Source organism: Halorubrum sp. T3 (assembly GCF_000296615.1).
Lineage (GTDB): Archaea > Halobacteriota > Halobacteria > Halobacteriales > Haloferacaceae > Halorubrum > Halorubrum ruber.
The window spans coordinates 269,521-294,939 of the sequence record NZ_JH815330.1; the positions used below are offsets into that span (position 1 = coordinate 269,521).

A 25,419-nucleotide genomic window follows, 5' to 3' on the forward strand; every position below is an offset into this window, starting at 1 on the left:
CGCATGTCCGACGACACCATCCACGAGTCGAGGCGGTCGCGGAGCCGACAGGGGTTAGCCACGTACCTTCGGCGGATCGCCCGAGCGCTCGGACGGGGTGAGCCGGTGCCGGTCGACGAGGGGGGAACGGTGACCGTAGAGCCCGCCGCGACTGGCGATGTCGAGGTCGAGCTGGAGCGCGCGGACGGGACGGTGCACTTCGAGGTCGAGATGGAGTGGCCCGACGAGGCGGCCGCGATCGACGAGGACGCGAGCGCGAGCAAGGCGACGTTCGAGCTGTACGCCGACAGCGCGGACGAGTACCGCTGGCGGCTCCGCCACGACAACGGCAACATCGTCGCCGACGGCGGCGAGGGGTACGCCGACAAGCGCGACGCCCGCTCGGGGATCGAGAGCGTCCAGCGGAACGCGCCGGGCGCGCACGTCGTCGACGTCTCGCGCGACGAGGAGCCGCCCGAGGAGGGCGGCAGCGACGCGACCTTCGAGCTGTTCCGCGACAACGCGGACGAGTACCGCTGGCGGCTCCGCCACGAGAACGGGAACATCATCTCCGACAGCGGGCAGGGGTACGCCTCCAAGCAGAAGGCGAAACAGGGGCTCGAGAGCGTCAAGTCGAACGCGCCGGGCGCGGCCGTCGAGGAGCCTGAGGAGTAGTCCTCGGTCCCGTCGCGGGCCGACGGCGGTCCGCCCGTCCGCGGCCTCCGCCCCCCGCGACCCGACCGCGTCCCCCGCCACCGCGACGCGACCGCCCGCGGACCGCACCGCTTATTCGCCGGCCCTCACTACCTCGGGCCGACATGGACGCGCTCGACGCCAAGTACCCGTTCTTCGCGAGCGCCCGCGAGGCGGTCGCCGAGGCCGCGGTGTCGCTGCCGGAGCTCGTCGCGGCCGACGCGCCGGCCGTCGAGCGCGCCCGCGAGCGCGTCGAACGCGCCCTCCTTGAGGGGACCGTCGCCGCCGAGAGCGGCGATTTCCCCGGCGAGTCGGCGGCCGACACGCAGGCGGAGCTGCTCTCGTACCCCATCGCGCGGATCCTCGTCTCGCTGCTCGACTCCGAGCCCGCCATCGAGAAGTACGCGGCCGCGGAGGCGGCGACCGCCATGGAGCGGGTCCGCCGCGACCTCGAGACCGACGACGAGCTGCGGTCGGTGTCGTCCGCGACGGTCGGGCTCGACGACCTGCTCGCGGAGTTCGACCTCGCGGACGCCGTGCGCCCGGACGCGACCGCGCCGGCCGGCGTCCGCGGCGCGGGTAGCGGGACGGCTGGCGGTGCGAGCAGCACGACCGGCGCCGACCGCGACCCGGACCACTACCGGATCGACGTCGGCCCGTACCTCCGGCTCACCTCCCCCGAGTGGGGCGACTCGTGGCGGCTCGTCAACCGCGCGCTCGCCGACGGCGCGGTGCGGGTCTCCCGCGAGGAGCTGCTCGCGGCGCTGGAGGCCGCCGTCGAGGCCCGGGTCGCCGAGGGGCTCCCCTTCGAACTAGGCGCCGACGAGGAGATCGCCGCGGCGCTGGAGTCCCGGGTCGCCGACCTCCGCCGGCTGCTCTCCGAGCGGACGTACGCCGAGCCGCCGGACGTCGTCGCTCCCGCGCTGTTCCCGCCGTGTATGACGAACCTGATCGAGAAGGCGGATCGCGACGCCGCCCTCTCCGCGGCCGAGTCGTTCGCGCTGATGGCGTTCCTCGTCGGCATCGGCATGACGCCCGACGAGGTCGTCGCGTTCTGCGCGGACACGAGCCTCGACGCCGAGGGGATCCGCTACCAGACGGAGTACCTGACCGACGACCGGGGGACCCAGTACCCCCCGCCGACCTGCGAGACGCTCGCGAACTACGGGATCTGCCACAACGAGGACGACCACATGCAGGTCGCGGCTGACCCCCTCTCGTACTACGAGAAGCGGGTGGCCGCCGCCGACGACGTGACCGACTGGCGGGACGGACGCGAGGCTGACGGGTCGGAGGAGGACTGAGGGAACGGAGGAGGACTGAGAAGGCGGAGGAAGACTGACAGAGCAGACGAAGCGTGAACGCCGCGCGCCGAACGCGGAAGACAATTTAAGAGAGCGGCGACGGCCCGGGCGGACTACGACTCGTCTTTCGCGCGCATCAGGTACGTCCCGACCCCGGCCATCAGCAGGACGAATCCGGCCAACAGCGCGATGAGCGCGATCGCTCCCGCCTCCGGAAGGACCGTCGACCCGCCGAAGGTGACCCCGATGGCGATCAGCCCGACGATGAACACCGCGGCCGCCGCCAGCGAGACCGCGATCTGCCGACGGAGCTCCGCGTCGATTTCCATGAGTGCGGCTTCCCGTCGCCGCTAAAAAAGGACTTCGATGGGCGTCCCGCCCGCGGGGCGCTCACGTCGCGAGGTGCGTGATGTCCCGCCGCAGGGTGTACCCTCGCGGCACGCCGACGATCTTCAGACACTCCTCGCACAGCACCCGCTCGTAGTCGCGGTTGGTCTCCTTCTCCAACAGGGAGACGTCCGCGAGCGGGAACACGGACCCGCACCGGTCGCACTCCGCCTTGTCGCCATCGACGATCTTCATCGACTCTCCGTTCCCGAGATCGGTATATAAAATCGCGGACGACGTTATCACTCCGGATACTGGCGCGTCGCGAAAAATCGGTGATCGGTCGACGCGGTCGGCGTCGGGGAGTCGCGCGCCGGCTCAGCCGAAGAGCTCGCCGAGCCCTTCGCCGCCGTCGCCCTCTTCCTCGTCGTCGTCGGCCGCCTCGTCGGCGGCCTCGGCCTCGTCGTCGTCATCGTCGTCGTCGTCCGCCTCGTCGGCGGACGCGTCGGCGTCCGCAGAGCCACCGGTGGACGCGCCGGCGGCCGGGGCCGCGGCGGCCGTCTCGATGGCCTCCTCGATGTCGACGTCCTCCAGCGCGGCGACGAGCGCCTTGACGCGGGACTCCTCGACGTCGACGCCGGCGGCTTCCAGCACGCCGGTGACGTTGTCTTCGTTGATCTCTTCGCCAGTCTCGTTCAGGATGAGCGCAGCGTAAACGTATTCCATTGGTGTGTACCTCGTGTTATCCGAACATCGCGCCGAGTCCCTCGCCGCCGTCGTCGCCGTCGTCGTCGGCGTCGTCGTCGGTGTCGGTCTCCTCGGCGTCTTCCGTGTTGTCGTCCGCCTGTTCCTCCTCCTCGTCGGCGTCGTCGGCCGCCGGCTCCGGTGCCGGCGCGGCCTCGACGCCCTGGAGCTCCTCGGGGAGCGCCTCCTCGTCGTCGATCTGGGCTGCGAGCGCGCGCAGCTGGGCGTCGGCCTTCCCGATCAGGTCGGGCACGACGTCCGGGCTCTCGATCTCCGCGAACAGGCCGACGGACTTCGCCTCGCCGGACGCCTTCGCGAGAAGGGTGCCGGCGGTGGCGGCCGTCGGGTACGCGGCGTTGACAGAGAGGTTACGCGCGGCGGCCGCGGCGGACCGAATGTCCGCCTCGTACTCGTCGACGTCGAGTTCGAGCTCGTCGGGCTCGAAGAGGACGCCCTCGGAGTAGACGGCGCGCAGGTCGAGGCCGACCTCCTTGGGCTCGATACCGAGCTCGACGAGGACGTTCGCGAGGTCGTCGTCGACGACCTCGCCCTCTGTCAGCACGGTCGAGTCCTCGGTCACCTTGATCGAGCCGTCCATGATGCGGGCGGACGCGCCCACGGTCTGGAGCTCGCCGACGAACGGCCCCGGGTCGACGCCGGTGTCGCCCTCGGGGATCACGATGTCGTTGGGGGCCACCTCGCCCGCGTTGATCGGGGCGGGGGTCTTCGAGGCTTCGAGCTGCTTGAAGAGGCCGAACGGGTTGTCGTTGGTGCCGACGAGCGCCACTTGGCCGCTAACGTACTCCGTCAGCTGCTCGACGCCGTCGTCGACCTCCTCGAGCGCCCGGTTCGTGAGCGTGTTGCGGCTCATGCGGACGGCCGCCGAGCCGTGGAGCTCCCGGCGCATGGCCTGGAGCTGCCGGCTCGGGATGCCGGCCACGCCGACGATCCCGACGGACTGGTAGGAGTCGATGAACTCGACGAGCTCGGCGACCTCCTCGCGTTTCCACTGCGGGATCGTCTCGGTCTTGCGGACCGAACTCATACGGGCACCTCCTTCGCGGGACCCATCGTGGTCTTCACGTAGATCCCGTCGATGTTGAGCGGGCCCTTCTCGAGGTCTGCTTCGAGTCGCCGGATGATGACGTCGATGTTGTCCGAGATCGCGTCGGCGCCCATGTCCTCGGCGCCGACGCGGGTGTGGAACGTGCGCCGGTCGCGCGACCGGAGCTGCACCGTGTTCTTCATCCGGTTGACGGTCTCGACGATGTCGTCGTCCGGCTGTAGTGGGGTAGGCATCTTCCCGCGCGGACCGAGGACGGTACCGAGGTACCGACCGATGTCCTGCATCAGGTTGGCCTCGGCGACGAAGAAGTCGGTGTCGTCGGCGAGGTCCTTAGCGCGGTCGTCGTCGTCTCCGAGGTCTTCGAGGTCGTCGCTGTCGAGCACTTCGTCAGCGACCTCCTCTGCGCGGACGGCGGTTTCGCCCTCCGCGAAGACGACGATCTGTGTCTCCTGCCCCGTTCCAGCCGGCAGCACGACGGACTCGTCGATACGGTTCGACGGATCGTTGAGGTCGAGGTCTCGCAGGTTGATCGCGATGTCCACGGTCTCGCGGAAGTTCCGCTCGGGCGCATCGTCGAGTGCGAGGGTTACGGCCTCTTGTATTGTGTCTGCCATTTTCACCTCCGTAGTACGCAGGTCGCTCCTACGGGTCAGTGAAACAGGCGAAGCCTGTCTCATCGGAGAGAGGTCCATCGGAGGTTTAAAAGCGTCGAACCGACCCTCACCGTGTGAACCGGCGACAGGGCCGCTCCGCGGCGGTCGCGCCGTCGAGCGCGGTTCCGTCTGTTCGCCGTCGGATCCGCGGTTCGGCTTCGACGCGCGTCGAACGCCAAAACGTCGGATAGGGGAACCCTTTTGACGCCGCTGTCCGACCGACGAGGTAATGACTCAGGGTGGTCCGCCGTGACGATGGACGACCGTATCGAGGACCTTCGGGAGCGCCGCGAGCGGGCGGCCAAGGGCGGAGGCGAAGACCGGATCCAGTCGCAACACGACAAGGGGAAGATGACCGCCCGCGAGCGGATCGACTACTTCCTCGACGACGGCACCTTCCACGAGTTCGACCGGTTCCGCACCCACCGCAACCACACGTTCGGGATGGAGGAACAGCAGATCCCGGGCGACGGCGTGGTGACCGGCTACGGCGAGGTGAACGGCCGGAAGACGTTCGTGTTCGCGCACGACTTCACCGTCTTCGGCGGGTCGCTCGGCGAGGTGTTCGCCGAGAAGGTGTGCAAGGTGATGGACAAGGCGATGGACGTGGGCGCGCCCGTCGTCGGCCTCAACGACTCCGCGGGCGCCCGGATCCAGGAGGGGGTCGCCTCGCTCGGCGGCTTCGCGGAGATATTCCGGCGCAACACGGAGGCCTCGGGCGTGATCCCACAGATCTCGGCGATCATGGGGCCGTGCGCGGGCGGCGCGGTGTACTCGCCCGCCATCACGGACTTCACGTTCATGGTGAAGGACACCTCGCACATGTTCATCACCGGGCCGGACGTCATCGAGACGGTCACCGGCGAGGAGGTGAGCTTCGAGGAGCTCGGCGGCGCGGTCACGCACTCGTCGACCTCCGGCGTCGCGCACTTCGCCGAGGAGAGCGAGGAGGAGGCGCTCGACGACATCGCGCGCCTGCTCTCGTACCTCCCCGCGAACAACGTGGAGGACCCGCCGCGCGTCGAGCCGTGGGACGACCCGGAGCGCGCCGACGAGGAGCTCGCGGAGATCGTCCCGGACGCCCCCCGGAAGCCGTACGACATGAAGGACGTGATCGGCAGCGTGGCCGACGAGGGCTCCTTCTTCGAGGTGCACGAGAACTTCGCGAAGAACATCGTCGTCGGCTTCGCCCGCCTCGACGGCCACTCGATCGGCGTCGTCGCCAACAACCCCCGGGTGAACGCCGGCACGCTCGACATCGAGGCGAGCCAGAAGGGGGCGCGGTTCGTCCGCTTCTGTGACGCGTTCAACATCCCGATCCTCACCTTCGAGGACGTGCCCGGCTTCATGCCCGGCACGGATCAGGAACACAATGGGATCATCCGCCACGGCGCGAAGCTGCTGTACGCCTTCTCGGAGGCGACCGTTCCCCTCCTGACCGTCATCACCCGGAAGGCGTACGGCGGGGCCTACTGCGTGATGTCCTCGAAACACATCGGCGGCGACGTCAACTACGCGTGGCCCACCTCGGAGATCGCGGTGATGGGGCCGAAGGGCGCGGTCAACGTCCTCTACCGCGAGGAGCTGGCCGAGGCCGACGACCCCGACGCGCGCAGACAGGAGCTCATCGACGAGTACCGCGAGGAGTTCGCGAACCCCTACACCGCCGCCGACCGCGGCTTCGTCGACGACGTCATCGAGCCGACCGAGACGCGCGCCCGCCTGATCGAGGACCTGAAGATGCTGAAGGGGAAGAGCTCGGACCAGCCCGCCAAGAAGCACGGCAACATCCCGATCTGATGGCGGCCGACGACGAAGCGGTCGACGGGGAGAGCGCCGACGGCGGTCTCCCGGTTGCCGGCCTCTCGATCCCGGACGACGCCGGCGACGACGAGGCGGCCGCCATCGCCGCCGCGGTCGCCGCGCACCTCCGAGACGGCGAACTCGCCGCCGCGGCCGCCGCGAGCGACGGGGAGGAGGGGCGCGAGGAGGACCGCTGGGGGCTCGCCGACCGGATCGACCGGCTCCACCGCCGACGGGTGCGCGTCCCCGCCGACGCGCCGACGGACCCGTGGACCGCGGCCGGTCGCAGCGACCGATTCTGAGTCGCGGTCGCGTCGCTCCCGTCTTTCGTTCGGACACTCTCCTTGTCGACCAGTCGCTGGTCGGGCACTCGACACGTCGAACAGAGCTGCCGGACGCGAGGGCGTCCGGCCGCGTACATTCCCCCGACAGCGCGGCGTCGAACCGCTGCGCCGTCGACCCGGCCCTGCCTCAGGGCGCGTTCGGAGATACGTCCGCTGACATATATACCTGTGGTAACGTCTCTCTTGGTCGCTCAGCGCGGCCCGTCGTCGCCGGCGTCCTCCCTCGCAGTCGCGGCGGCTGACTCGTCACCGTCGCCGGGGTCACTCGGTTCGCCTCGGTCGCCGAGCAGTCGGTTGAGGACCACCGGGACGACAGCCACGAAGACAAGGAGCGCACCGACCCGGATCGGCAGCGACGCGTCGGTGGCGACCGTGAGGCCGAGGTAGACGGCGGCGCCGACCAGCACCGACGGCAGCACGTAGGGGTTTCCCGCGTCGAGCATACCTCATCGTGGCGCCCGCGGTCCCCTTAATCGTCTCGGCATAGGCCGGTTATCCGTCTCGGCACGGACCGATCGCTCGTCTCGGCACGGACCGGGCGCTCGTCTCGGCACGGACCGACAGAGTTTGGTAGCAGTTCGTGGAAGAACCGACAGGAATGTTCGATAAGGTTCTCGTGGCGAACCGCGGCGAGATCGCGGTCCGGGTGATGCGCGCCTGTGAGGAGCTCGGCGTCGACACCGTCGCCGTCTACAGCGACGCCGACAAGCACGGCGGCCACGTCCGGTATGCGGACGAGGCGTACAACGTCGGGCCCGCACGCGCGGCCGACTCCTACCTCGACGGCGAGGCCGTCGTCGAGGCGGCGCACTCGGCCGGCGCCGACGCGATCCACCCCGGGTACGGGTTCCTCGCGGAGAACGCCGACTTCGCGGCCCGCGTCGAGGCCGCAGAGGGGGTCACGTGGATCGGCCCAGCCAGCGACGCGATGGAGCGGCTCGGCGAGAAGACGCACGCGCGACGCGTGATGGACGACGCCGACGTGCCGATCGTCCCCGGGACGACGGAACCGGTCACCGACGTCGAGGCCGTCACGGAGTTCGGCGACGAGCACGGCTACCCGGTCGCGATCAAGGCCGAGGGCGGCGGCGGCGGCCGCGGGATGAAGGTCGTCGAGAGCGCCGACGAGGCGGAGGAGGCGCTCGAATCCGCGAAACGCGAGGGCGAGGCGTACTTCTCGAACGACTCGGTGTACCTCGAACGGTACCTCCAGACCCCCCGCCACGTCGAGGTGCAGATCGTCGCCGACGACCCGGCGGCCGCGGGGTCCGACGGCGGAAGCGGCGACGTCGACGCCGCGGTGACCGAGAGCGACGTGGTCCACCTCGGCGAGCGCGACTGCTCGCTCCAGCGCCGCCACCAGAAGGTGATCGAGGAGGGGCCCTCTCCCGCGCTCTCCGACGAGCTGCGCGAGCAGATCGGGGAGGCGGCCCGCCGGGGCGTCGCCGCCGCGGACTACACCAACGCCGGGACGGTCGAGTTCCTCGTCGAGGAGGACCCCGACCGCGACCCGTCGGAGCCGCTCGGCCCGGACACGCCGTTCTACTTCCTCGAAGTCAACACCCGGATTCAGGTCGAACACACCGTTACGGAGGCGCTGACGGGGATCGACATCGTCAAGGAACAGCTGCGGGTCGCGAGCGGCGAGGGGCTCTCTGTCTCGCAGGACGACGTGGAGCTTGAGGGTCATGCGATCGAGTTCCGAATCAACGCCGAGGACGCCGCGAACGAGTTCCAGCCCGCCAACGAGGGGTCGCTGGAGACGTACGACCCGCCGGGCGGGATCGGCGTCCGCGTCGACGACGCGCTCCGGCAGGGCGACGAGCTCGTCACCGACTACGACTCGATGATCGCGAAGCTGATCGTCTGGGCCCCGGACCGCGAGGAGTGTCTCGCGCGCTCGAAGCGCGCGCTCGCGGAGTACGACGTCGACGGCGTCGTCACCATCGTCCCCTTCCACCGGCTCATGCTCGACGACGAGCGCTTCGTCGACGGGACGCACACGACGAAGTACCTCGACGAGGATCTCGACCGCGAGTTAGTCGCCGAGGCGCAGGAGAAGTGGGGGACCGAGTCGTCCGCCGCGGGCGACGGCGACGACGAGGAGGTCACCGAGCGCGAGTTCACCGTCGAGGTGAACGGCAAGCGCTTCGACGTGGAGTTAGAGGAGCGCGGCGCGCCCGCGATTCCGGTGCCGGAGGGCGGCGGTGGCGGCGGGAGCGGCGGCCAGCAGCGTCCGCCGCAGGCGAAGTCCGACGACGGCGGCGACGACGGAGTCGATGTCGCGGAGGGCGGCGAGGCCATCGACGCGGAGATGCAGGGGACGATCCTCTCGGTCGACGTCGACGAGGGCGACGAGGTCGCCGCCGGCGACGTGGTCTGCGTCCTCGAGGCGATGAAGATGGAGAACGACGTGGTCGCCGAGCGCGGCGGCACCGTCGCGAGCGTCCACGTCGGCGAGGGCGACAGCGTCGACATGGGCGACGTGCTGATCGTGCTGGAGTGAGGTCGGGCGTTCCCTGGACGCTGTCGTTTATAAATAATCGACGGTGCTGCGGTGAGAGGTTCTGAGGCCTACCTGCTCACTTGGATCCGTTGAAATCTCCAGTGAGTGGTATACGTCCCCCCCGCCGGTCGTACAGACGTAGCGACGAGCGATTTCGGGAGTAGGTATCGCAGATCTGCGGCCGCGATGTCGTATCTAACTAACCACGAACGACGGCGACGAGCGCTTATAAATGGGGTGCGGTGGCGCGCCTGCGAGCGGCCGGAGCGAAGCGGAGGCCGCGAGCCAGCCCGCGAGGGAGTCAGTCGCCGGAGCGAAGCGATGGCGACTGACGAGGCTGGGGAGGCGTGAGGCTGTGCGGTGCTGTGCGGGGCGGGACTCAAAGGGGCAGCCGTGAGGGCGTCGTAGGCGACGAAAGCACCGCAGGGAGCGAACGGAGTGAGCGACCGAGGAGCGTGGTTCGAGACGCCTTCGGCGTCTCGTCATCACGAAAGGCGCGAAGCGCCTTTCGAACGACAGCGAGCGTACGACGCCCTCACGGCTGGGGCTTTGGAGGCACTCGCCGCGGTAGCGTCAGTAACTAACAAACAGCTGACAGAAGCGCCCCAATTCTCTTTATAAACGGCCTCTCTCTCGACGTACTACACGTACTCCCGCTACCGATCAGGAAGCGAGCGCGGTCTTGCGATCGATTCAGTCGCGCAACCCTGAAAGTATCAAACGTAGACTATTCAGTACAGAGAGCCTATCCCGTAATTCGTCGGACCGCGGTTCCGATGGCAAATCCGAGCGTCCCCACGATCGCCGCAGCAACTGCGCTTCCGATGATGGCGTATCCGATGAGCCGTAGCAGTCCCGGTCTCCCCATAGTTAACGCGATACCACCGTAGTTCAGGATGACCCCGGCGACCGCAGCGAACACGAGCAACCAACTCACTCCGATCCCCCCGTTTGAGTACGCTTGGACCGCAACGAACCCCGTGAGCAGCACGGCGTACCCCTGCCACCACAGCAGCAAATGGATCTGAGGAAAGCCTACTGTCCTTACCACCGCGAAGTAGGAGATCGACGCGACGAAGAGTATTCCGGCACCGATACTCCACTGTCTCGCTCGTTTTCGATCCTCACCCAGTAGGAGGGTTCGGGTGTCGACGGGGACCATTCACGATCCGCCTTTCCAGGCCCGGAAAACTAAGAAATTACGACGTGACTGATTCGCACTCCTCATCAACCGGCCGTTTCTGTTGAAAATAGGATCTCAGCGGAAACATTTGTTTATAAATGAACGCCGGCGGATCGGTGGCGAGCACCGCCGAAGCCTCAACGGCTCGCTTATAAATAGCCGTTACTAGGCCGACGGCGAGGACCGCCAAAGCCCCAGCCGCGAAGCCGCCGCACACTCGCTGCGCTCCTCGTTCGTTCGCTTCGCTCACTCACTGCGGTGCTTGCGTCGTCTGCGGCGGCTTCGCGCCTGCCCCTTTGAGTCCCACCCCGCACCGCACCTCTCACCTCCCCAGCCTCGTCAGTCGCCGTCGCTTCGCTCCGGCGACTGACTCCCTCGCGCGTGCGACTCGCACCCTCCGGGCGCTCGTCGGCACGCGCCACCGCGTCGATCGTTTATAAGCAGTCGTCACCTTCCCCGTTCGCGCTTTTTAAATATCGTATCGCTATTGAGGTTCTCGACCCGAATTCCCGTTACCGACCCCGCAATCCCAGCAGCTCCCGCGTCTGCTCGGGCGTCGCCACGGGCCGCCCCAGCTCCTCGGCGATCCGCGCCGCGCGCGCCACGAGCTCCTCGTTCGTCGCCAGCTCGCCCTTCTCGTAGTACCGGTTGTCCTCTAAGCCGACCCGGACGTGTCCGCCGAGCAGCAGCGACTGGGTCGTCAGCGGGAGCTGGTGCGGGCCGAACCCGATCACGTTGAACTCGACGCCCTCAGGGAGCGCCTCAACCCGATTCATCAGATTCCGCGGGTGCGGCGGCGACGTGGTCCCACCGCCGAACAGGAAGTTGAGGTAGGGGGGATCCTCTAAGTCGTCCAGAACCTCCAACGACTCGTTGAGATGACCGTCGTTGAACACCTCTAACTCGGGCTTGATACCCCTGTCTTTCATCTCCGCGTGGAGCGACGACACCAGTTCACGCGTGTTCTCCGACGTGAGCCGGTCGTAGCGGTTGAGCGGCCCCATGTCGAGCGACGCCATCTCCGGCGCGGGGTCGGTCCGCAGGGGCTCGTGCCGGAGGGCGTCAGGCGCCGCCGTCCCGCCCGTCGAGTGCTGGAGGACCGCCTCGTCGGTCGCCTCCCGGACCGCGTCCGCCACTTCCTGAAACCGCTCCGCCGAGAAGGCGCGCTCCCCGTTGCCGCGGCGCGCGTGGAGGTGGAGCACGCTCGCGCCCGCCTCCTCGCAGGCCGCCGCGGCCGCGGCGATCTCCTCGGGCGTCTCCGGGAGGTCCGGGTGCGCCTCCTTCCCGTGGACGCCGCCCGTGAGCGCCGCAGTGATGATCGCCGGCTTCCCGTCGAGGTAGTCGTCGTACGTCATTCCGCCCCGCCGTCCCCGCGGTCGGCGTCGTCGCTCGTTGTCTCCGCCTCCGAACCGACGTAGAACTCGCAGTCCGCCGCCGGGTCCAACTCGTACCGGGCGTTACAGATATCAGCGCGCATCGGCTGGACGAACGATTCCGTCACGGTGCAGAACGCGCGGGCCGTGTCGAACGACTTCCCCTCACCCTCCTCGCGGTACGCCAAGTGCTGGCACGTCTCGTCCATAGCGGACGGAGGCGGGGGAACGGCTTGAAACCACGCGTCGCGCGTTCCGATTCCATCGGACGCGGCCCGCGCCGGCCCACCCCGATCCGACCGACGCTGTTTAACCGAACGCCCGAGAACGGGTGGCCATGGAGCCGGTCGACGACTGGCGGTCGGCGATCGACGAGGCCGGGGAGCTGACCGGCCCGATCGCGGCGGCCATCGTCGAGGCCCACGGCGACCGCGGGCAGCGCGCCATCGAGGCGGTCGGCGAGGGCCGCGTGAAGCGCTACCGAGATTTCACCGTCGTCGTCGGCCACGAGGACGAGTACGTCGTCGAGGACGGGGAGTGCAACTGCGCGGACGCGACGTACAACCTCGACGCCGACGACCCCGACCAGCGCTGCTGGCACGCCATCGCGGTCGACGTCGCGGACGCGCTCGACGCCGTCGACCACCACGACATGTGGTACTCCGAGGTCAGAGAGTTCCTTTGAGGGCGCCTCGGTCCGCCCCCCGCGGTCCTCGCGCTCGCTGACCGTATCGAATCAGCCGCCGCTGAGCCGCGTGAACCGGTCGTTTTCACGAATTTCGGCCTGAGAGTCGAAAACGTTTACAACGGCGGCCGGTCTCCCCTACGGTATGGCGGACTGTCCACTCGCCGACGACTGCCCCAGCTTCGACGAACGGATTCAGGGGATGGGGTGTCAACACTACGGCAACAAAGGCGGCGCGGAGTGGTGTAACCACTACGACATGCCGATCTACGAGCTGAAACAGCAGCCGGTCCAGCCCGGCGAGGCGGTCGTCGTCGAGGTCGACGACATCCACGAGAGCGGTGCCGGCGTCGGCCGCACCGACGACGGGTTCATCGTCCTCGTCGACGGGCTGCTCCCGCCGGCGCGCGCCGAGGTCAAGATCCACCGCGTGAAGTCCAGTCACGCGACGGCGGAGGAAGTGATCGAGCGCCTCCCCGACGACCCGGAAGCGGAGGAGGGAGACGACGCCGAGGCCGCGGACGGCGACGAGCGGGACGACGAGGACGCGGACGACGAGCGCACTCGCCGCGACCGCACGGACCGCGAACGGCTCGGCAGCCGCGAGAACTTCTGGGGCAAGTGACGGCGTCCCGGGGGAGCCCCGCCCCACGGACAGTCCGGACGCCGTCGATTTCTCGGGCGGCCCGCGCCCGATATTTTCACTCGCGCTCGCCGCGCGAAACCGCCGTTTTTTGAGCGACCGGCCCGTCGGTGACCACATGGCCGCAGACGACGGGCGACCCGACCCCGCCGACGTCGACGCCGACTCGATTCTGGAACGGGCCGGCTTCGACGCCGACGAGAGCGTGCTCACCCGCCGGCAGGCGGAGGTGCTGGCGCTCCGCGAGCGCGGGCTCCGGCAGTCGGACATTGCCGACCGACTCGGCACCTCGCGCGCGAACGTCTCCAGCGTGGAGTCGAGCGCCCGCGACAACGTTGAGCGCGCCCGCGAGACGGTCGCGTTCTCCGAGGCGCTGTCGGCGCCGGTCCGCGTGGAGATCGAGGCGGGCACCGATCTCTACGACGCGCCGAAGCGCGTGTACGACGCCTGCGACGAGGCGGGCGTGAAGGTGAACCAGACCGCGCCCGAGCTGATGAAAACGATCGGCGACCGCGCGGGCGACGCGGTCCGGGGCCGCGAGGTCCGCAGCCGACTCTTCGTCACGGTCGCCGCCGACGGACAGATCCGCGTTCGACATCCGTAACCTCGGTTTCTCGGCCGTTCTCCCGTCACTCGCCGTCGATCCGCTCCGCGACGCCGACCAGCGTCGCGCCCGCCGTGACGGTCGCCTCCCGCGCGACCGAGTAGGCGATCCCGTCGCGGTCAGCGCGCGCGACCTGGAGCGTCTCGAACGTCGTCGGGTCGAACACCTCACCGACCCGTTCGCCCTCCGCGACTCGGTCGCCGACAGCGAGGTCGGACTCCGGGACGAACAGCCCGGAGTCGTCGGCGATCACGCGCCCGAGGTGGTTGCGCGCGACGACCCCGTCCCACGCGTCGGGCTCCCCGTCGAGCAGCCCCTCGTGCCGCAGCGCGCCGACCATCCCGGATACGCCGGCCTCGACCGCGGCCGGAACGATCTCCTTGCTGTGGGCGAGTTCGGGCGTGATCGTCGGGATCCCCTCGCGCGTGGCGGCGACCCGGAGCTTCCCGGCGAAGCCGCGCTCGTTCCACTCCGTGTCCGCGTCGTCGCCCGCGGCCTCCGCGAGTAGGAGGTCCGTGCCGAACGCCTCCGCGAGCCCCCGACAGGCGTCGTCGCCGCGCATGTACACCGTATGCGTCGCCATCGACGGCGACCCGGTGTGGAGGTCGACGATCGCGTCCGCCGCGCCCGCGAACGCCCAGAGGCGGGCCGCCATCCGCTCGTGGAGCGAGCCCTCCCGATCGCCGGGCCAGCAGCGGTTCATGTTCGGCTGCCGCGAGTCGAGCGACTCCGGCGTCGTGTACGAGACGTGATCGAAGGTGAGCGGGTCGGCGACCGGGACCGTCACGAGCGTCCCGTCGAGGTCGGCCGCCGTCGGTTCGCTCTCTCCTCCGGCTGTTTCACCGACGAGTCGCTCGTGGAGCCGCCTGAGAACCGCGGTTCCGTTCACCTCCCGCCCGTGCTGGGCGGCCTGCGCGTACACGACGGGCCCCTCTTCAGGGGCGTCGAGTTCGGGGCCGTCGTCGCCGTCGACGAGTTCGCCCTCGCCGTACGCGTGGACGGTCGTCCGGATCGGCACGCCCGAGGGGAGCCGCGCGAGGGTGAGGGTCCGACTGGTGTGCATGGTTCGGATCTGGGCGGCTCGGAGTTATACGTCGGGGGTGCGGTCGCGGTACGCGCCCGGCGCGGTCGCGGCGCTCCCCGGAGTCCACCGCTCCCCCGGACGCGGCCGCTCCCGACCGCGGACGCTAAGGCCGTGGCCCGCGCACCGCGATCCATGCGGGTCACCCTCCTCGGGACGGGCGACACGACGGGGACGCCGACGGTCGGCTGCGACTGCGACACCTGCGAGGCGGCCCGCGAGCGCGGGGTGTCGCGCTCGCGCTTCTCCGTCCACGTCGCCAACGAGCGCACCGGCGAGTCGCTGCTCGTCGACTTCAGTCCCGACTTCAGACAGCAGTTCCTCGCGGCCGACGTCCCCCTCCCGGACGCCGGGCTCGTGACGCACATCCACTTCGACCACCTCGACGGGCTCGGCAACGTCTACCGGCTCGTCGACGGGCTCCCGGTTCACGCGCCGAACGAAACCGATCCCGCGACCGACGAGAGCGTCGCGGAGACGATCCGCGCCAAGTACGACTACCTCGAAGACCGGATCGGCGTCCACGCCCGCGACCCCTTCGAGCCGTTCGAGACCTGCGGGTTCGAGGTCCGGTTCGTCCCGGTCGACCACCCGCCGCTCCTCTGTTACGGCGTCGTGATCGAGGACCCGGAGACGGGCGCGAAGCTCTCGCTCACCGGCGACACGAGCTACGATATTCCGGAACGCTCCCGCGAGGCGCTCGCCGACCCGGACCTGCTGCTCGCCGACGCCATCGTCCCCGCGTCGCTGTGCGAGCACCACCCGATCGGCGGGCGCCACGAGGGCCCCGACGGCGTCCCGCGCACGTTCGGCACGAAGCATATGACGCGGGAGGGCGCGCTTGCGCTCGCGGACGACCTCGACGCCGACCGGACACGGCTCGTCCACCTCGCGCACTTCTACCCCGCCGACGAGGCGTTCGAGGAGCCGCTCGCGGTCGACGGCGAAGTGTACGAGCTGTAGCGAGCGCGATGCCCCCCGCGGACTGTATCCTTTTGTCTCGGTAGCACGTAGCACGCGTAGATGGCCGCGACGAACCGCCTCCGGACCGCGCTCGACTGCCTGGAGCCGCCGCCGCGCGCGGTCGACTGGTCGCTGTTCGCGTTCGTCGTCGCCGAGGCGGGTACGGGGCTGGTCTCCTTTACCGTCGGCGTCCCCGAGGGGTGGCCCCTCTTCTGGCTCCACCGCGCGCTCGGGCTCGGAATCATCGCGCTGCTCGCGTGGAAGCTCGCGCGGGTCCGTCGCCGGCTCACCGACCCCGGCCTCTGGCAGCGGTCGACCGCGCTCTCCGTCCTGACGCTCGTCGCCGCGGTCGGCGCGCTCGCGACCGGGATCGCGTGGGTGTTCGGCCTCGACGTGCGGATCTCCTACTGGACGCTGCTGTCCGTCCACGTCGGGTTCGGGCTCGCGCTCGTCCCGCTCGTGGCCGCGCACGCCTCCACGCGGTTCCGGCTTCCCCGCCGCGTCGACTTCGAGCGCCGGCGGACCGCGGTCCGCTACTTCGCGCTGCTCGCGGCCGGCGGCGCGACCTACCGGCTCCAGCAGGGGGTCAACGACGCGCTCGACACCGCCGGCGCCGATCGGCGGTTCACCGGGTCGCAGCCCCGCACGGGGGCGGGAAACGCCGCCTTCCCGATCACGTCGTGGGTCGCCGACGACCCCGACCTGATCGACCGCGACGACTACCGGCTGACCGTCGACGGCCTCGTGAGCGACCCCGTCAAACTGGCGGCCGACGAGCTGGCCGCGGGTCACGAGACGGAGGCGCTGCTCGACTGTACCAGCGGCTGGTACACGGTCCAGGAGTGGGGCGGGATCCGGGTCGGCGACCTGCTCGACGCGGCCGGCGGGGTCGACTCCGACAACTCGGACCGCGAGCCGGCCTACGTCCGGTTCACCTCCGTGACGGGCTACCGCTGGAGCCTCCCGATCGACGAGGCTGAGGACGCCCTGCTCGCGACGCACGTCGGCGGCGAGCGCCTCTCGCACGGCCACGGCGCGCCCGCGCGGTTGGTCGCGCCCGACCGGCGGGGGTTCCAGTGGGTGAAGTGGGTGACGCGCGTGGAGGTGCGGTCGGAGTACGACCTCGGCCAGTGGGTGGTGACGCTCGTGAGCGGGTTCGACTGACCGGCGATCGCGTTCACGACCCCGGTGCGGCCAGCTATTCGTACTCGCTCCCGACGACCTCGCGGATGCGCTCGGCGGTCACCTGCCCGACGCCGTCGACCTCCAAGAGGTCCTCCTCGTGCGCGGTCATCACGGCCTCGACGGTGCCGAAGTGTTCCAGCAGCGACCGGGAAGTGACCGGGCCGATGTCGGCGATGGAGGAGACGACGTACTCCTGCTGTTCCGCGCGGGTCTTCGTCGTCTTCTCGCCGTGGACGCTCACCTCGCGGTCGCGCGTCTCCTGCTCGCGCTTGGCGATCGTGGCGAGCAGCTCGGTGGTGTCCTCCTCGCCCTCGGTGCGGAGGACGCTCACGTCGAAGTCGACCGCCAGCGACGCGAGCGCGCCGCGGATCGCGTTCGGGTCGATGTCGCGCTGGCCGTAGAGGTTCGTCCCCTCGACCACCATCACCGGGCGGGCGTACGCCCGCGAGAGCTCGCCGACCTGCTCGAACATCGAGCGGTCGGAATCGAGCATCGAGTCGACGAAGTCGGCCGCCGACTTGCGCTCGACGGCGACGCGGTCGGAGAGCACGTAGTCGCCGACCGCGAGCGTCTCCAGCCGGGTGACGAGCCCGTCGCGCGTCGAGAGGTCCTTCGCGATCGAGGAGTCGAGCTCGCGCTGGTCGACGACCACCTCGACGCCCTCGTCGACGCCCGCGGTCGCGACGACGCCGTCGTCGTCGTCGGCCGCCGCGTCTTCATCGGTGTCGCTCGCCTGCGCGTCGGCCTCGTCGCTCTCCCCGCTCTCCTCCTCTTCGCTCTCGCGCACTTCCTCGGCGAAGTCGGTGAGGCCGGCGTCGTCGTCCCCGCTGTCGTCGCTGTCCCCGTCGATCGTCTCTGCGCCGTCGCCGACTTCGACGTCCGGGTTGTCGCTCTCACCCTCGGACCCCCCGCCGAACGCGTCGAGGCCGGCCTGCCCGTCGTCGCCGACGGACTCCTCGATGTCGTCGGTGGCCTCCTTTAGCTCGGCGAGCTGGCTCGCCATCTTCTTCTCGCGACGCCGGGAGATCCAGAAGAACGCCTCGTCGCGGGTGTCCTCGGCCATCAGGACGACGACCTTCCCCTCGGCCTGCCGGCCGGTCCGCCCCTTGCGCTGGATCGAGCGGATCGCGGTCGGGACCGGCTCGTAGAAGCAGACGAGGTCGACCTCGGGGACGTCGAGCCCCTCCTCCGCGACGCTCGTGGAGACGAGCACCTCGAACTCGCCGTTCTTGAACTCGTCGAGCGTCTCTTGCTGCTGTTTCTGGCTCATCCCGTCCGAGCCCTCCTTGTCGCCCTGCCCGACGAACTTCCGCACGTCGAAGCTGGCGGAGAGGAACTCCACGAGCGCCTCGGCGGTGTCGCGCGACTCGGTGAAGAGGATGGCGCGCTCGCCGCCGTCGATGCCGAGGGTTTCGGCCAAGAGGATCCGGGCCTTCGAGAACTTCGGGTGGAGCCCGTCGAACGACTCCGCCTTCCGCATCGCTTCTCTCACTTTGGGGTCCGCGACCATGCGCTGGCTCGCCTTCGACGCGCCCGACGAGCGGGCGGCCTCGCGCTGGCGCTCGAAGTAGCGCCGGACGGACTCGACCGACTGGGTCTCGACCAGCTCCGTCGCGCGCCGGAGCTTCATCACCTCGGCGTGGGTGGACATCCCCTTGTACCCGTCCGACTGGTCGTTGTCCATCATCTGTTTCAGCTTCCCCCGCATCTTGTTGAGGTCCTTCTGCGAGAGGTCGGGGTTCGTCGTGTTCGTCACGCCGAGCTGTTTCAGCTTCTCCAGCCGGTCGGTGATCACCTCGTTGAGCGCGTCGCGGATGTCGAGGACCTCGTCCGGGAGGGTGACCTGCTCCCACTGGACGTCGGTGTCGTGGGTGTACTCGCCGACGTCGGCGTCCTCCTCGGTCATCACCTCGACGTTGACGAGGCCGAGGTTCTCACAGACCGTCTCGATCTCCTCGGTGTCGCCGCCGGGCGAGGCGGACATCCCGGTGACGAGCGGGTCGGCCGCGTCGGCGTGGTAGCGCTCCGCGATGTAGACGTACGCGTAGTCGCCGGTCGCGCGGTGGCACTCGTCGAAGGTGAGGTGGGTCACGTCCCGCAGCGAGATCCGGTTGCCGACCAGGTCGTTCTCGACGACCTGCGGGGTCGCGATCACGATCCGGGCGTCGTCCCAGAGCGCGGCGCGGTCGTCCGGCTTCACGTCGCCCGTGAACACGACGATCTCGTCGTCCGGAATCGAGAGCGCCTCGCGGTAGAAGTCCGCGTGCTGCTGGACGAGGGGTTTGGTGGGGGCCAAAAAGAGCGCCTTCCCGCCCGCCTCGTGGAGGCGCTCTGCGGTGACGAGCAGGCTGACCGTGGTCTTGCCGAGGCCGGTCGGGAGACAGACGAGGGTGTGTTCGTCGGCGGCGGCGTCCGCCAACTGGAGCTGGTAGCGGCGTCGCTGGAGGAAGTCGTCGACGAGCAGGGGTCTGTCGATCCCGGCGGCCTCGGTCGCCATCGGCGGCTCTTGGCCGGCACCGGCCTAAAGCCTTCGCGAAGCGCGGTGAAAGTTATCTGTCGCCGGAACGCTCCTCTCGGAACTCCTCGGGGACGTCCTCGTCGACCAGCTGTGCCCACTCCGCGAGCCGGTCGCCAGATCTGGTCTGCGTACTCATCACGCGACGGATCTCCGTGGTACGTCTTAACAGTTACCCCGATTCTGCATGATTTAGCACGGGTCCGGGCAGCTCTGCCTCTCCCGACCGACCGTGACGCGCGCTGTCTCCGCTCGGCCGGGACGCGCCGTCTCCGCTCGGCCGGGACGCGCCGTCCCCGCTCGGGCCGACTCGCACGCCTTTTACCGCTCACGCGCCTCCGGCCGGCATGAGCAACCTCGACGAGTTCCTCGCGGGCGAGCGGCTCGACGACGTGGTCTTCTACCTGAGCGACGCGTACCTCGACGACGACTCCCGGCTGCGTCAGGTCGGCGAGGAGACGGCCGGCGGCGTGCGCCTGATCCTCGACGGCGAGACCGGGCGCTCCGCGTTCCAGGCCGGCACGGGGATGGGCGCGATGGAGTTCGCGAAGACGGCGATGGACGCCGAGGGCGAGGTCGCGCGCTCGCTCGACGGCGGGGCGTGCCCGTTCGCGAGCGACGACGACGCGGACGACGACCCCCATGAGATCCAGTTCATCTTCGCGTTCGCGGAGGCGCAAAACGAGGAGGTCGGCGGCCTCTACGCCGAGGGCGACGTGGTCCACGCGTACGCCCACTGCACCTGCGGCGAGAGCTACTCGCACAAGTGGGTGATCGGCGACCGCGACGGCGAGTAGATCGCGGCCGCGGGCGACCTTACTCCTCGGCCGCGGGCGACCTTACTCCTCAGGAGCGTCGTCTTCCGGCACGGCGCCGTCGACGAGCGACTGGTCGCCGTACTGCTCGCGGAGGTCCTTCTTCGAGAACTTCCCGGTGGCGGTCTTCGGTACCTCGTCGATGAACTCCACCGCGTCCGGCACCCACCACTTGGGGTACTCCTCGCGGAGGCCGGTCTCGATCCGCTCGACGATCTCCTCGCGGTCGACGCCGTCGGCCACGACGACGAACGCCACGGGGCGCTCCTGCCAGCGCTCGTGGGGCACGCCGACGACGGCCGCCTCGCTGACGCCGTCGTAGGCCATGATCGCGTTCTCCAACTCGACGCTGGAGATCCACTCGCCGCCCGACTTGATCACGTCCTTCGTGCGGTCGACGAGCTGCATGTAGCCGTCCTCGTCGACGGTGACCACGTCGCCGGTCTTCAGCCAGCCGTCGACGAACTCCTCCTCGCTCGCCTCCGGGCGGGCGAAGTACTCCTTCGTCACCCACGGGCCGCGGATCCGGAGCTCGCCGAAGTCCTCGCCGTTCCACGGCACCTCCTCGCCGTCCTCGTCGATGACCTCGAACTCGAGGCCGGGGACGACGAGCCCCTGCTTCGCGCGCTTGTTCACCTGCGTGTCGTAGTCGGCGTCGCGCAGGTCGCTCTTGAGGTGCGAGACGGTGCCGATCGGCGACAGCTCCGTCATCCCCCACGCGTGGAGCACCTCGACGTCGCGCTCGTCGTACCACTCGATCAGCGCCTTCGGCGCGGCCGCGCCGCCAATGATCACGGTGTCGAGCGTCGAGAGGTCCACGTCGTTGCCGCCCTCGATGTACTCGCGCAGGCCGAGCCACACCGTCGGCACGCCCGCGGAGATGGTCACGCCCTCCTCCTCGATCAGCGCCGCGAGGTCTGCGGGGTCCGGCGAGGGGCCGGGGTAGACGTGCTTCGCGCCCGCGGCGGCCGCGGTGAACGGCATCCCCCACGCGTTCACGTGGAACATGGGGACGACGGGCATGACGACGTCCGAGTCCTCCATCGGGATCCCCTGCGGCGTCTGGGAGGCCATCGTGTGGCTCCACAGCATCGACTGGGTGTACTCGACGCCCTTCGGCCTCCCCGTCGTGCCGGAGGTGTAACAGAGGCCGGCCGGCTGGTCGCTGTCGAGGTCGGGCCAGTCGTACTCGGTCGAGTAGTCGCCGATGAACTCCTCGTAGGCGGGCGCGTCGAGCGCGTCGATCCCCTCCGAGCCCATCGCGACGAAGTCGACGCCGTCGAACTCCTCGGCGCCCTCCGCCGCGCCCGCGATCTTCTCCGCCAGCGACGGGTCGACGAAGATGATCTCGTCGTCGGCGTCGTCGACGATGTACTGGATGTGCTCGTCGGGCAGCAGCGGGTTGATCGTGTGGAGCTGCGCGCCCGTGTTCGGGACGCCGAAGTACGTCTCGAAGTGCCGCGTGTGGTTCCAGCAGAACGTCGCGACGCGGTCGCCGCGCTCGATCCCGTAGTCGTCTAAGGCGTTCGCGAGCTGTGCGGTCCGGTCGGCGTACTCGCTGTAGGTGTGCCGGGTGCGCCCCTCGTGGGTGCGCGAGACGATCTCGGTGTCCGGGTATAGTCGTTCGGCGCGCCACATGAACGGTCGCAGGGTCTGCGCGTGTCCGCCTGGCATACCTTAGACTCCACGTGGTCGGGAACTATGAACGTTATCATGATTGATCGTGAATCTTCGTGGATACTCGGAGAGCGCCCGTCTCGCCTCGACAGGTTATTTAAAAACGGTCAGCGGTCGGTCGTCGGTGAGAGTCGCCCGCACCTTAGCCGTTTGCTTATAAACAGCTCCTGGGAGGTCGATATCGAGCACCGCCGAAGTCTCAGTCGTTCGGCCGTACGACGGTAGATCTTATAAATAACCGATCGACACGCACACCGCCGAAGCCCCAGCCGCTCGGCCGCACAATTGTGGGATTTATAAACCGGCGACCGACACGAACGCCACCGAAGCCCCAGCCGGGAGGCGGGCGCACGCTCGCCGCGCTCCTCGGTCGCTCACTCCGTTCGCTCCCTGCGGTGCTCGCGTCGCCTGCGCCCGCCTCCCGGCTGCCCCTTCGAGTCCCGCCCCGCACCGCTCCGCACAACTCCTCACGCCTCCCCAGCCTCGTCGCTCGCGCTTAAAAGCGCTCGCGACTCCCTCGCGCGTGCGACTCGCGCCCTCCGGGCGCTCGTCGGCACGCGCCACCGCACATATTCTATTTAAAAGGGTGATTACCCCCGAAACAGGCTCGCGTGGACGGGCGCGTGGTCGGAACTCGGGCGCGGGTCGTCGCCGTCGTCGCCGCCCTCGTCGGAGACCGCGCGGCCGTCGACGCCGTCGGCGAGGAAGTCGCGGACCGGCGGCCCGACGTGCTCCGGTTCGACGAGGAACGCGTCGTGGCCGTGGTCGGAGTCGATTACGTGGTGCGCGACCGGGACCCCGGACTCGCGGAAGGCGTCGGCGAGCGAGGCCGACTGCTCGACGGTGAAGTGCCAGTCGGCGGTGAAGCTCATCAGGAGGGTCTCGCCCTCGAAGGCGGCGAGCGCGTCGGCGTCCGTCCCGTGGCCCGCGGCGAGGTCGTACTCGTCCATGGCGCGCGTCAGGTAGAGGTAGCTGTTCGCGTCGAAGCGGTCGCCGAACCCCTCCGCCTGATAGTCGAGGTACGACTCCACCTCGCGGTACGGGAAGAATCCGGCCGTCGGTTCCGGCGGCAGCCCGAGGTCACCGTCCTCTCGCGTGAGCGAGTCGCGGCCGGCCGACCGGCGCCCGAACTTCCGCTCCATCGACGCCTTCGAGAGGTACATGATGTGGCCGATCTGGCGGGCGATGGCGAGCCCCTCGGTCGGGTCCGGGCGGTCGTCGCCGTAGTAGTTCCCCCTGTTCCAATTTTCGTCCGCGCGAATCGCCCGGCGCGCGACCGCGTCAAGCGCGAGACACTGCGCGTCGAGCCGCCCCGCGGTCGCGATGGCGACCACGCGGTCGACGTCGTCCGGGTACCGCTTCGCCCACTCCAAGGCGTTCATCCCGCCGACGCTCCCGCCGACGACCGCCCGCAGCCGCCCCACGCCGAGGTGGTCGAGGAGGCGGCGCTGCGCCCGCGCCCAGTCCTCGACTTGGACCGGCGGGAACGCGGTCCCCCAGCGGTCGTGGTCGGGCTCCTCGCGCAGGTCGAGGTCAGCTGGCCGCTCGCTGGCCGGGCCCGTCGTCCCGTAACAGGAGCCGGGGACGTTCGCGCAGACGACGTAGTACTCGGTCGTGTCTATCGCTTTCCCCGGACCGACGACGTCGTCCCACCACGCGCGGGCCTGCCCGGCCTGTCCGGCCCCGGTCGTCTCGGCGTCGCGCTCCGGTTCGGGCGAGCGCGCGACGTTCTGGCTCCCGGTGAGCGCGTGGCAGACCAACACGACGTTGTCGCCGTCGAACTCGCCGTGGGTCTCGTAGGCGACCTCGAAGTCGGGGACCGACTGCCCGCACTCGAAGGTGAACTCGCCGAGCTCGGCGACCCCGTGGTCGGTCGGGACGGCGCTCATCGGGTCACTCCCCCTCCTCGCCGGCCGCGGCTCCGTCGTCTCCGGTTCGCCCCGCCGCGGCGCGCTCGCCCGCGGCCAGCCCCGCGTCGAGGTCGGCGATCACGTCGTCGACGTCCTCGATGCCCACCGAGAGCCGGAGCATCTCCGGGTAGACGCCCGCCAGGCGCTGCTGGGTCTCGTCCATCTGCGCGTGCGTCGTGGAGGCCGGGTGGATGACGAGCGTCTTCGCGTCGCCGATGTTCGCGAGGAAGCTCGTCAGGTCGACCGACTCGCAGAAGCCCTTCGCGGCCTCGTACCCGCCGTCGACGCCGAAGGTGACCATCCCGCCGAAGCCGTCGAGGTACTCGGCGGCGTTGTCGTGGCTCCGGTGGTCCTCGAAGCCGGGGTAGCTCACCCAGTCGACGCGGTCGTCACCGCGGAGGAACTCGGCGACCTCCCGCGCGTTCTCGCAGTGGCGCTCCATCCGCAGCGGGAGCGTGTTGAGCCCCTGGATCGTCTGCCACGCGTCGAAGGGGGACTGCTGGCCGCCGGTCGGCCGCACGCCGCGCTGGCGGACGACGTTGGCGAAGGCGGCGTCGCCGAACTGCTCGACGAAGTCGATCGGATAGGCGGGCGACTCGCCGTCGAGCTCGTCGTAGTCGGCGTCGGGGTGATCCCACGGGAACTGCCCGCCGTCGACGACGACCCCGCCGACGGTGGTGCCGTTGCCCGTGATCCACTTCGTCGTCGACTCCCAGACGATGTCGGCGCCGTGTTCGAACGGGCGACAGCAGTACGGCGTCGCGAAGGTGTTGTCGACGACGAGGGGGACCGCGTGTTCGTGGGCGATCTCGGCCAGCCGCTCGAAGTCGGGCGTGACGAGCGAGGGGTTCGCGATCGTCTCGACGTGGACGAACGCGGTGTCGTCGTCGATCGCGTCTGCGTACGCCTCGTAGTCGAGCGTGTCGACGAGCCGCGACTCGATCCCGCGCCGGTTCGCGATGCTCGTGAGGTACGCGGCGGTCCCGCCGTACATCTCGGAGCTGGCGACGACGTTGTCGCCCGCGCTCGCGAGAACGGTCGTGATCGCGTCGAACGCGGCCATCCCCGAGCCGGTCGCGACCGCGTCCGACCCGCCGGCCAGATCCGCGATCCGGTCTTCCAAGACGCTCACCGTCGGGTTCGACAGCCGAGAGTAGACGTGGCCCTCCGCCCGGAGCGCGTACAGCTCCGCCGCCGTGTCCGCGTCGTCGAAGACGTACGACGTGGTCTGGTGGATCGGCGTGGCGCGGGCGCCGGTGGCCGAGTCGGGCTCGGCGCCGGCGTGGAGACTCCGGGTGTTGAACCCACGTGTCATGTTTGTTGCTCATACGGCTACGTACTTCTATAACCGTCAGTTACGGCAATT

The 25,419-nt window shown here is 69.5% G+C and carries 25 protein-coding genes; 11 read left to right on the forward strand and 14 right to left on the reverse strand.

The genetic code is table 11. The features are described 5' to 3' along the window. Positions 1-3: 3 nt before the first annotated feature. Positions 4-654 carry an HVO_2922 family protein gene (locus B378_RS0110330; protein WP_017343720.1) on the forward strand — a complete coding sequence of 217 codons (651 nt, stop codon included), beginning with the start codon at positions 4-6 and terminating at the stop codon, positions 652-654. A 143-nt stretch (positions 655-797) separates the two neighbouring features. After that, positions 798-1,976 carry a DNA primase gene (locus tag B378_RS0110335; RefSeq protein ID WP_017343721.1) on the forward strand — a complete coding sequence of 393 codons (1,179 nt, stop codon included), beginning with the start codon at positions 798-800 and terminating at the stop codon, positions 1,974-1,976. A 113-nt stretch (positions 1,977-2,089) separates the two neighbouring features. On the opposite strand, the gene B378_RS0110340 is transcribed toward B378_RS0110335, so the two are convergent. The 5 genes from B378_RS0110340 to B378_RS0110360 form a co-directional block, all read right to left on the reverse strand. Beyond that, positions 2,090-2,305, reverse strand: coding sequence for a hypothetical protein (locus tag B378_RS0110340; RefSeq protein WP_017343722.1), 216 nt, complete (start codon positions 2,303-2,305; stop codon positions 2,090-2,092). Positions 2,306-2,366: 61 nt separating this feature from the next. Continuing rightward, a complete protein-coding gene (locus B378_RS0110345; protein ID WP_017343723.1) occupies positions 2,367-2,558 on the reverse strand; it encodes a hypothetical protein in 192 nt (63 codons plus the stop codon). 123 nt (positions 2,559-2,681) lie between these two features. Further along, on the reverse strand, positions 2,682-3,029 hold the full coding sequence (rpl12p, locus tag B378_RS0110350; protein WP_017343724.1) for a 50S ribosomal protein P1: 348 nt from the start codon (positions 3,027-3,029) through the stop codon (positions 2,682-2,684). Positions 3,030-3,045: 16 nt separating this feature from the next. After that, positions 3,046-4,092, reverse strand: coding sequence for a 50S ribosomal protein L10 (locus B378_RS0110355; protein ID WP_017343725.1), 1,047 nt, complete (start codon positions 4,090-4,092; stop codon positions 3,046-3,048). Further along, complete coding sequence (locus B378_RS0110360; protein ID WP_017343726.1) at positions 4,089-4,727, reverse strand: 50S ribosomal protein L1; 639 nt, start codon at positions 4,725-4,727, stop codon at positions 4,089-4,091. The genes B378_RS0110355 and B378_RS0110360 overlap by 4 nt, the downstream gene beginning before the upstream one ends. 294 nt (positions 4,728-5,021) lie before the next feature. Between B378_RS0110360 and B378_RS0110365 the strand changes: the two genes are divergently transcribed. Together B378_RS0110365 and B378_RS0110370 are read left to right on the forward strand one after the other, a co-directional pair. Next, positions 5,022-6,566, forward strand: coding sequence for an acyl-CoA carboxylase subunit beta (locus B378_RS0110365; protein WP_017343727.1), 1,545 nt, complete (start codon positions 5,022-5,024; stop codon positions 6,564-6,566). After that, positions 6,566-6,871 (forward strand): hypothetical protein, encoded by a 306-nt coding sequence (locus tag B378_RS0110370; protein WP_017343728.1) that lies wholly within the window; start codon positions 6,566-6,568, stop codon positions 6,869-6,871. The genes B378_RS0110365 and B378_RS0110370 overlap by 1 nt, the downstream gene beginning before the upstream one ends. A 233-nt stretch (positions 6,872-7,104) precedes the next feature. On the opposite strand, the gene B378_RS0110375 is transcribed toward B378_RS0110370, so the two are convergent. Further along, positions 7,105-7,356 carry a hypothetical protein gene (locus B378_RS0110375; RefSeq protein WP_017343729.1) on the reverse strand — a complete coding sequence of 84 codons (252 nt, stop codon included), beginning with the start codon at positions 7,354-7,356 and terminating at the stop codon, positions 7,105-7,107. A gap of 155 nt (positions 7,357-7,511) precedes the next feature. On the opposite strand from B378_RS0110375, the gene B378_RS0110380 reads away from it, so the two are divergent. Further along, on the forward strand, positions 7,512-9,419 hold the full coding sequence (locus B378_RS0110380; RefSeq protein WP_017343730.1) for a biotin carboxylase N-terminal domain-containing protein: 1,908 nt from the start codon (positions 7,512-7,514) through the stop codon (positions 9,417-9,419). A 745-nt stretch (positions 9,420-10,164) separates the two neighbouring features. Here B378_RS0110380 and B378_RS0110385 read toward each other — a convergent pair. From B378_RS0110385 to B378_RS0110395, 3 genes are all read right to left on the reverse strand, one after another. Then, complete coding sequence (locus tag B378_RS0110385) at positions 10,165-10,581, reverse strand: hypothetical protein (protein WP_017343731.1); 417 nt, start codon at positions 10,579-10,581, stop codon at positions 10,165-10,167. Positions 10,582-11,114: 533 nt separating this feature from the next. After that, the gene (locus B378_RS0110390) at positions 11,115-11,957 is read right to left on the reverse strand and encodes a 3-keto-5-aminohexanoate cleavage protein (RefSeq protein ID WP_017343732.1); all 843 of its coding nucleotides are present in this window, start codon (positions 11,955-11,957) and stop codon (positions 11,115-11,117) included. Next, entirely contained in the window at positions 11,954-12,184 is a 231-nt protein-coding gene (locus tag B378_RS0110395) for a hypothetical protein (protein WP_017343733.1), read from the reverse strand. Before B378_RS0110395 ends, B378_RS0110390 begins: the two co-directional genes overlap by 4 nt. A gap of 128 nt (positions 12,185-12,312) precedes the next feature. On the opposite strand from B378_RS0110395, the gene B378_RS0110400 reads away from it, so the two are divergent. The 3 genes from B378_RS0110400 (at position 12,313) to B378_RS0110410 (ending at position 13,907) form a co-directional block, all read left to right on the forward strand. Further along, positions 12,313-12,660, forward strand: a complete 348-nt coding sequence (locus tag B378_RS0110400) for a hypothetical protein (protein WP_017343734.1) — start codon at positions 12,313-12,315, stop codon at positions 12,658-12,660. 145 nt (positions 12,661-12,805) lie between these two features. Next, positions 12,806-13,285 carry a TRAM domain-containing protein gene (locus B378_RS0110405; protein ID WP_017343735.1) on the forward strand — a complete coding sequence of 160 codons (480 nt, stop codon included), beginning with the start codon at positions 12,806-12,808 and terminating at the stop codon, positions 13,283-13,285. A 136-nt stretch (positions 13,286-13,421) separates the two neighbouring features. Continuing rightward, the gene (locus B378_RS0110410) at positions 13,422-13,907 is read left to right on the forward strand and encodes a Tfx family DNA-binding protein (RefSeq protein WP_017343736.1); all 486 of its coding nucleotides are present in this window, start codon (positions 13,422-13,424) and stop codon (positions 13,905-13,907) included. 25 nt (positions 13,908-13,932) lie between these two features. On the opposite strand, the gene B378_RS0110415 is transcribed toward B378_RS0110410, so the two are convergent. Next, the gene (locus tag B378_RS0110415; protein WP_017343737.1) at positions 13,933-14,970 is read right to left on the reverse strand and encodes a succinylglutamate desuccinylase/aspartoacylase family protein; all 1,038 of its coding nucleotides are present in this window, start codon (positions 14,968-14,970) and stop codon (positions 13,933-13,935) included. A 153-nt stretch (positions 14,971-15,123) separates the two neighbouring features. On the opposite strand from B378_RS0110415, the gene B378_RS0110420 reads away from it, so the two are divergent. Both B378_RS0110420 and B378_RS0110425 read left to right on the forward strand, forming a co-directional pair. Next, the gene (locus B378_RS0110420) at positions 15,124-15,951 is read left to right on the forward strand and encodes an MBL fold metallo-hydrolase (RefSeq protein ID WP_017343738.1); all 828 of its coding nucleotides are present in this window, start codon (positions 15,124-15,126) and stop codon (positions 15,949-15,951) included. Positions 15,952-16,011: 60 nt separating this feature from the next. Further along, positions 16,012-17,115, forward strand: coding sequence for a molybdopterin-dependent oxidoreductase (locus B378_RS0110425; protein WP_017343739.1), 1,104 nt, complete (start codon positions 16,012-16,014; stop codon positions 17,113-17,115). A 34-nt stretch (positions 17,116-17,149) separates the two neighbouring features. On the opposite strand, the gene B378_RS0110430 is transcribed toward B378_RS0110425, so the two are convergent. Further along, a complete protein-coding gene (locus B378_RS0110430; RefSeq protein ID WP_017343740.1) occupies positions 17,150-19,633 on the reverse strand; it encodes a DEAD/DEAH box helicase in 2,484 nt (827 codons plus the stop codon). A gap of 365 nt (positions 19,634-19,998) precedes the next feature. Between B378_RS0110430 and B378_RS0110440 the strand changes: the two genes are divergently transcribed. Next, positions 19,999-20,448 carry a DUF5807 family protein gene (locus B378_RS0110440; RefSeq protein ID WP_017343742.1) on the forward strand — a complete coding sequence of 150 codons (450 nt, stop codon included), beginning with the start codon at positions 19,999-20,001 and terminating at the stop codon, positions 20,446-20,448. Positions 20,449-20,490: 42 nt separating this feature from the next. Here B378_RS0110440 and B378_RS0110445 read toward each other — a convergent pair whose 3' ends face one another. The 3 genes from B378_RS0110445 to B378_RS15895 form a co-directional block, all read right to left on the reverse strand. After that, a complete protein-coding gene (locus B378_RS0110445; RefSeq protein WP_017343743.1) occupies positions 20,491-22,140 on the reverse strand; it encodes a long-chain fatty acid--CoA ligase in 1,650 nt (549 codons plus the stop codon). 593 nt (positions 22,141-22,733) lie between these two features. Beyond that, the gene (metX, locus tag B378_RS0110450; protein WP_017343744.1) at positions 22,734-24,032 is read right to left on the reverse strand and encodes a homoserine O-acetyltransferase; all 1,299 of its coding nucleotides are present in this window, start codon (positions 24,030-24,032) and stop codon (positions 22,734-22,736) included. Positions 24,033-24,036: 4 nt separating this feature from the next. After that, positions 24,037-25,368, reverse strand: a complete 1,332-nt coding sequence (locus B378_RS15895; protein ID WP_017343745.1) for an O-acetylhomoserine aminocarboxypropyltransferase/cysteine synthase family protein — start codon at positions 25,366-25,368, stop codon at positions 24,037-24,039. Positions 25,369-25,419: the final 51 nt, after the last annotated feature.

Coding starts and splice junctions, on each gene's coding strand:
- B378_RS0110330 (WP_017343720.1), top strand. CDS start 4: ATGTCCGACGACACCATCCACGAGTCGAGGCGGTCGCGGAGCCGACAG.
- B378_RS0110335 (WP_017343721.1), top strand. CDS start 798: ATGGACGCGCTCGACGCCAAGTACCCGTTCTTCGCGAGCGCCCGCGAG.
- B378_RS0110340 (WP_017343722.1), bottom strand. CDS start 2,305: ATGGAAATCGACGCGGAGCTCCGTCGGCAGATCGCGGTCTCGCTGGCG.
- B378_RS0110345 (WP_017343723.1), bottom strand. CDS start 2,558: ATGAAGATCGTCGATGGCGACAAGGCGGAGTGCGACCGGTGCGGGTCC.
- rpl12p (WP_017343724.1), bottom strand. CDS start 3,029: ATGGAATACGTTTACGCTGCGCTCATCCTGAACGAGACTGGCGAAGAG.
- B378_RS0110355 (WP_017343725.1), bottom strand. CDS start 4,092: ATGAGTTCGGTCCGCAAGACCGAGACGATCCCGCAGTGGAAACGCGAG.
- B378_RS0110360 (WP_017343726.1), bottom strand. CDS start 4,727: ATGGCAGACACAATACAAGAGGCCGTAACCCTCGCACTCGACGATGCG.
- B378_RS0110365 (WP_017343727.1), top strand. CDS start 5,022: ATGGACGACCGTATCGAGGACCTTCGGGAGCGCCGCGAGCGGGCGGCC.
- B378_RS0110370 (WP_017343728.1), top strand. CDS start 6,566: ATGGCGGCCGACGACGAAGCGGTCGACGGGGAGAGCGCCGACGGCGGT.
- B378_RS0110375 (WP_017343729.1), bottom strand. CDS start 7,356: ATGCTCGACGCGGGAAACCCCTACGTGCTGCCGTCGGTGCTGGTCGGC.
- B378_RS0110380 (WP_017343730.1), top strand. CDS start 7,512: ATGTTCGATAAGGTTCTCGTGGCGAACCGCGGCGAGATCGCGGTCCGG.
- B378_RS0110385 (WP_017343731.1), bottom strand. CDS start 10,581: ATGGTCCCCGTCGACACCCGAACCCTCCTACTGGGTGAGGATCGAAAA.
- B378_RS0110390 (WP_017343732.1), bottom strand. CDS start 11,957: ATGACGTACGACGACTACCTCGACGGGAAGCCGGCGATCATCACTGCG.
- B378_RS0110395 (WP_017343733.1), bottom strand. CDS start 12,184: ATGGACGAGACGTGCCAGCACTTGGCGTACCGCGAGGAGGGTGAGGGG.
- B378_RS0110400 (WP_017343734.1), top strand. CDS start 12,313: ATGGAGCCGGTCGACGACTGGCGGTCGGCGATCGACGAGGCCGGGGAG.
- B378_RS0110405 (WP_017343735.1), top strand. CDS start 12,806: ATGGCGGACTGTCCACTCGCCGACGACTGCCCCAGCTTCGACGAACGG.
- B378_RS0110410 (WP_017343736.1), top strand. CDS start 13,422: ATGGCCGCAGACGACGGGCGACCCGACCCCGCCGACGTCGACGCCGAC.
- B378_RS0110415 (WP_017343737.1), bottom strand. CDS start 14,970: ATGCACACCAGTCGGACCCTCACCCTCGCGCGGCTCCCCTCGGGCGTG.
- B378_RS0110420 (WP_017343738.1), top strand. CDS start 15,124: ATGCGGGTCACCCTCCTCGGGACGGGCGACACGACGGGGACGCCGACG.
- B378_RS0110425 (WP_017343739.1), top strand. CDS start 16,012: ATGGCCGCGACGAACCGCCTCCGGACCGCGCTCGACTGCCTGGAGCCG.
- B378_RS0110430 (WP_017343740.1), bottom strand. CDS start 19,633: ATGGCGACCGAGGCCGCCGGGATCGACAGACCCCTGCTCGTCGACGAC.
- B378_RS0110440 (WP_017343742.1), top strand. CDS start 19,999: ATGAGCAACCTCGACGAGTTCCTCGCGGGCGAGCGGCTCGACGACGTG.
- B378_RS0110445 (WP_017343743.1), bottom strand. CDS start 22,140: ATGCCAGGCGGACACGCGCAGACCCTGCGACCGTTCATGTGGCGCGCC.
- metX (WP_017343744.1), bottom strand. CDS start 24,032: ATGAGCGCCGTCCCGACCGACCACGGGGTCGCCGAGCTCGGCGAGTTC.
- B378_RS15895 (WP_017343745.1), bottom strand. CDS start 25,368: ATGACACGTGGGTTCAACACCCGGAGTCTCCACGCCGGCGCCGAGCCC.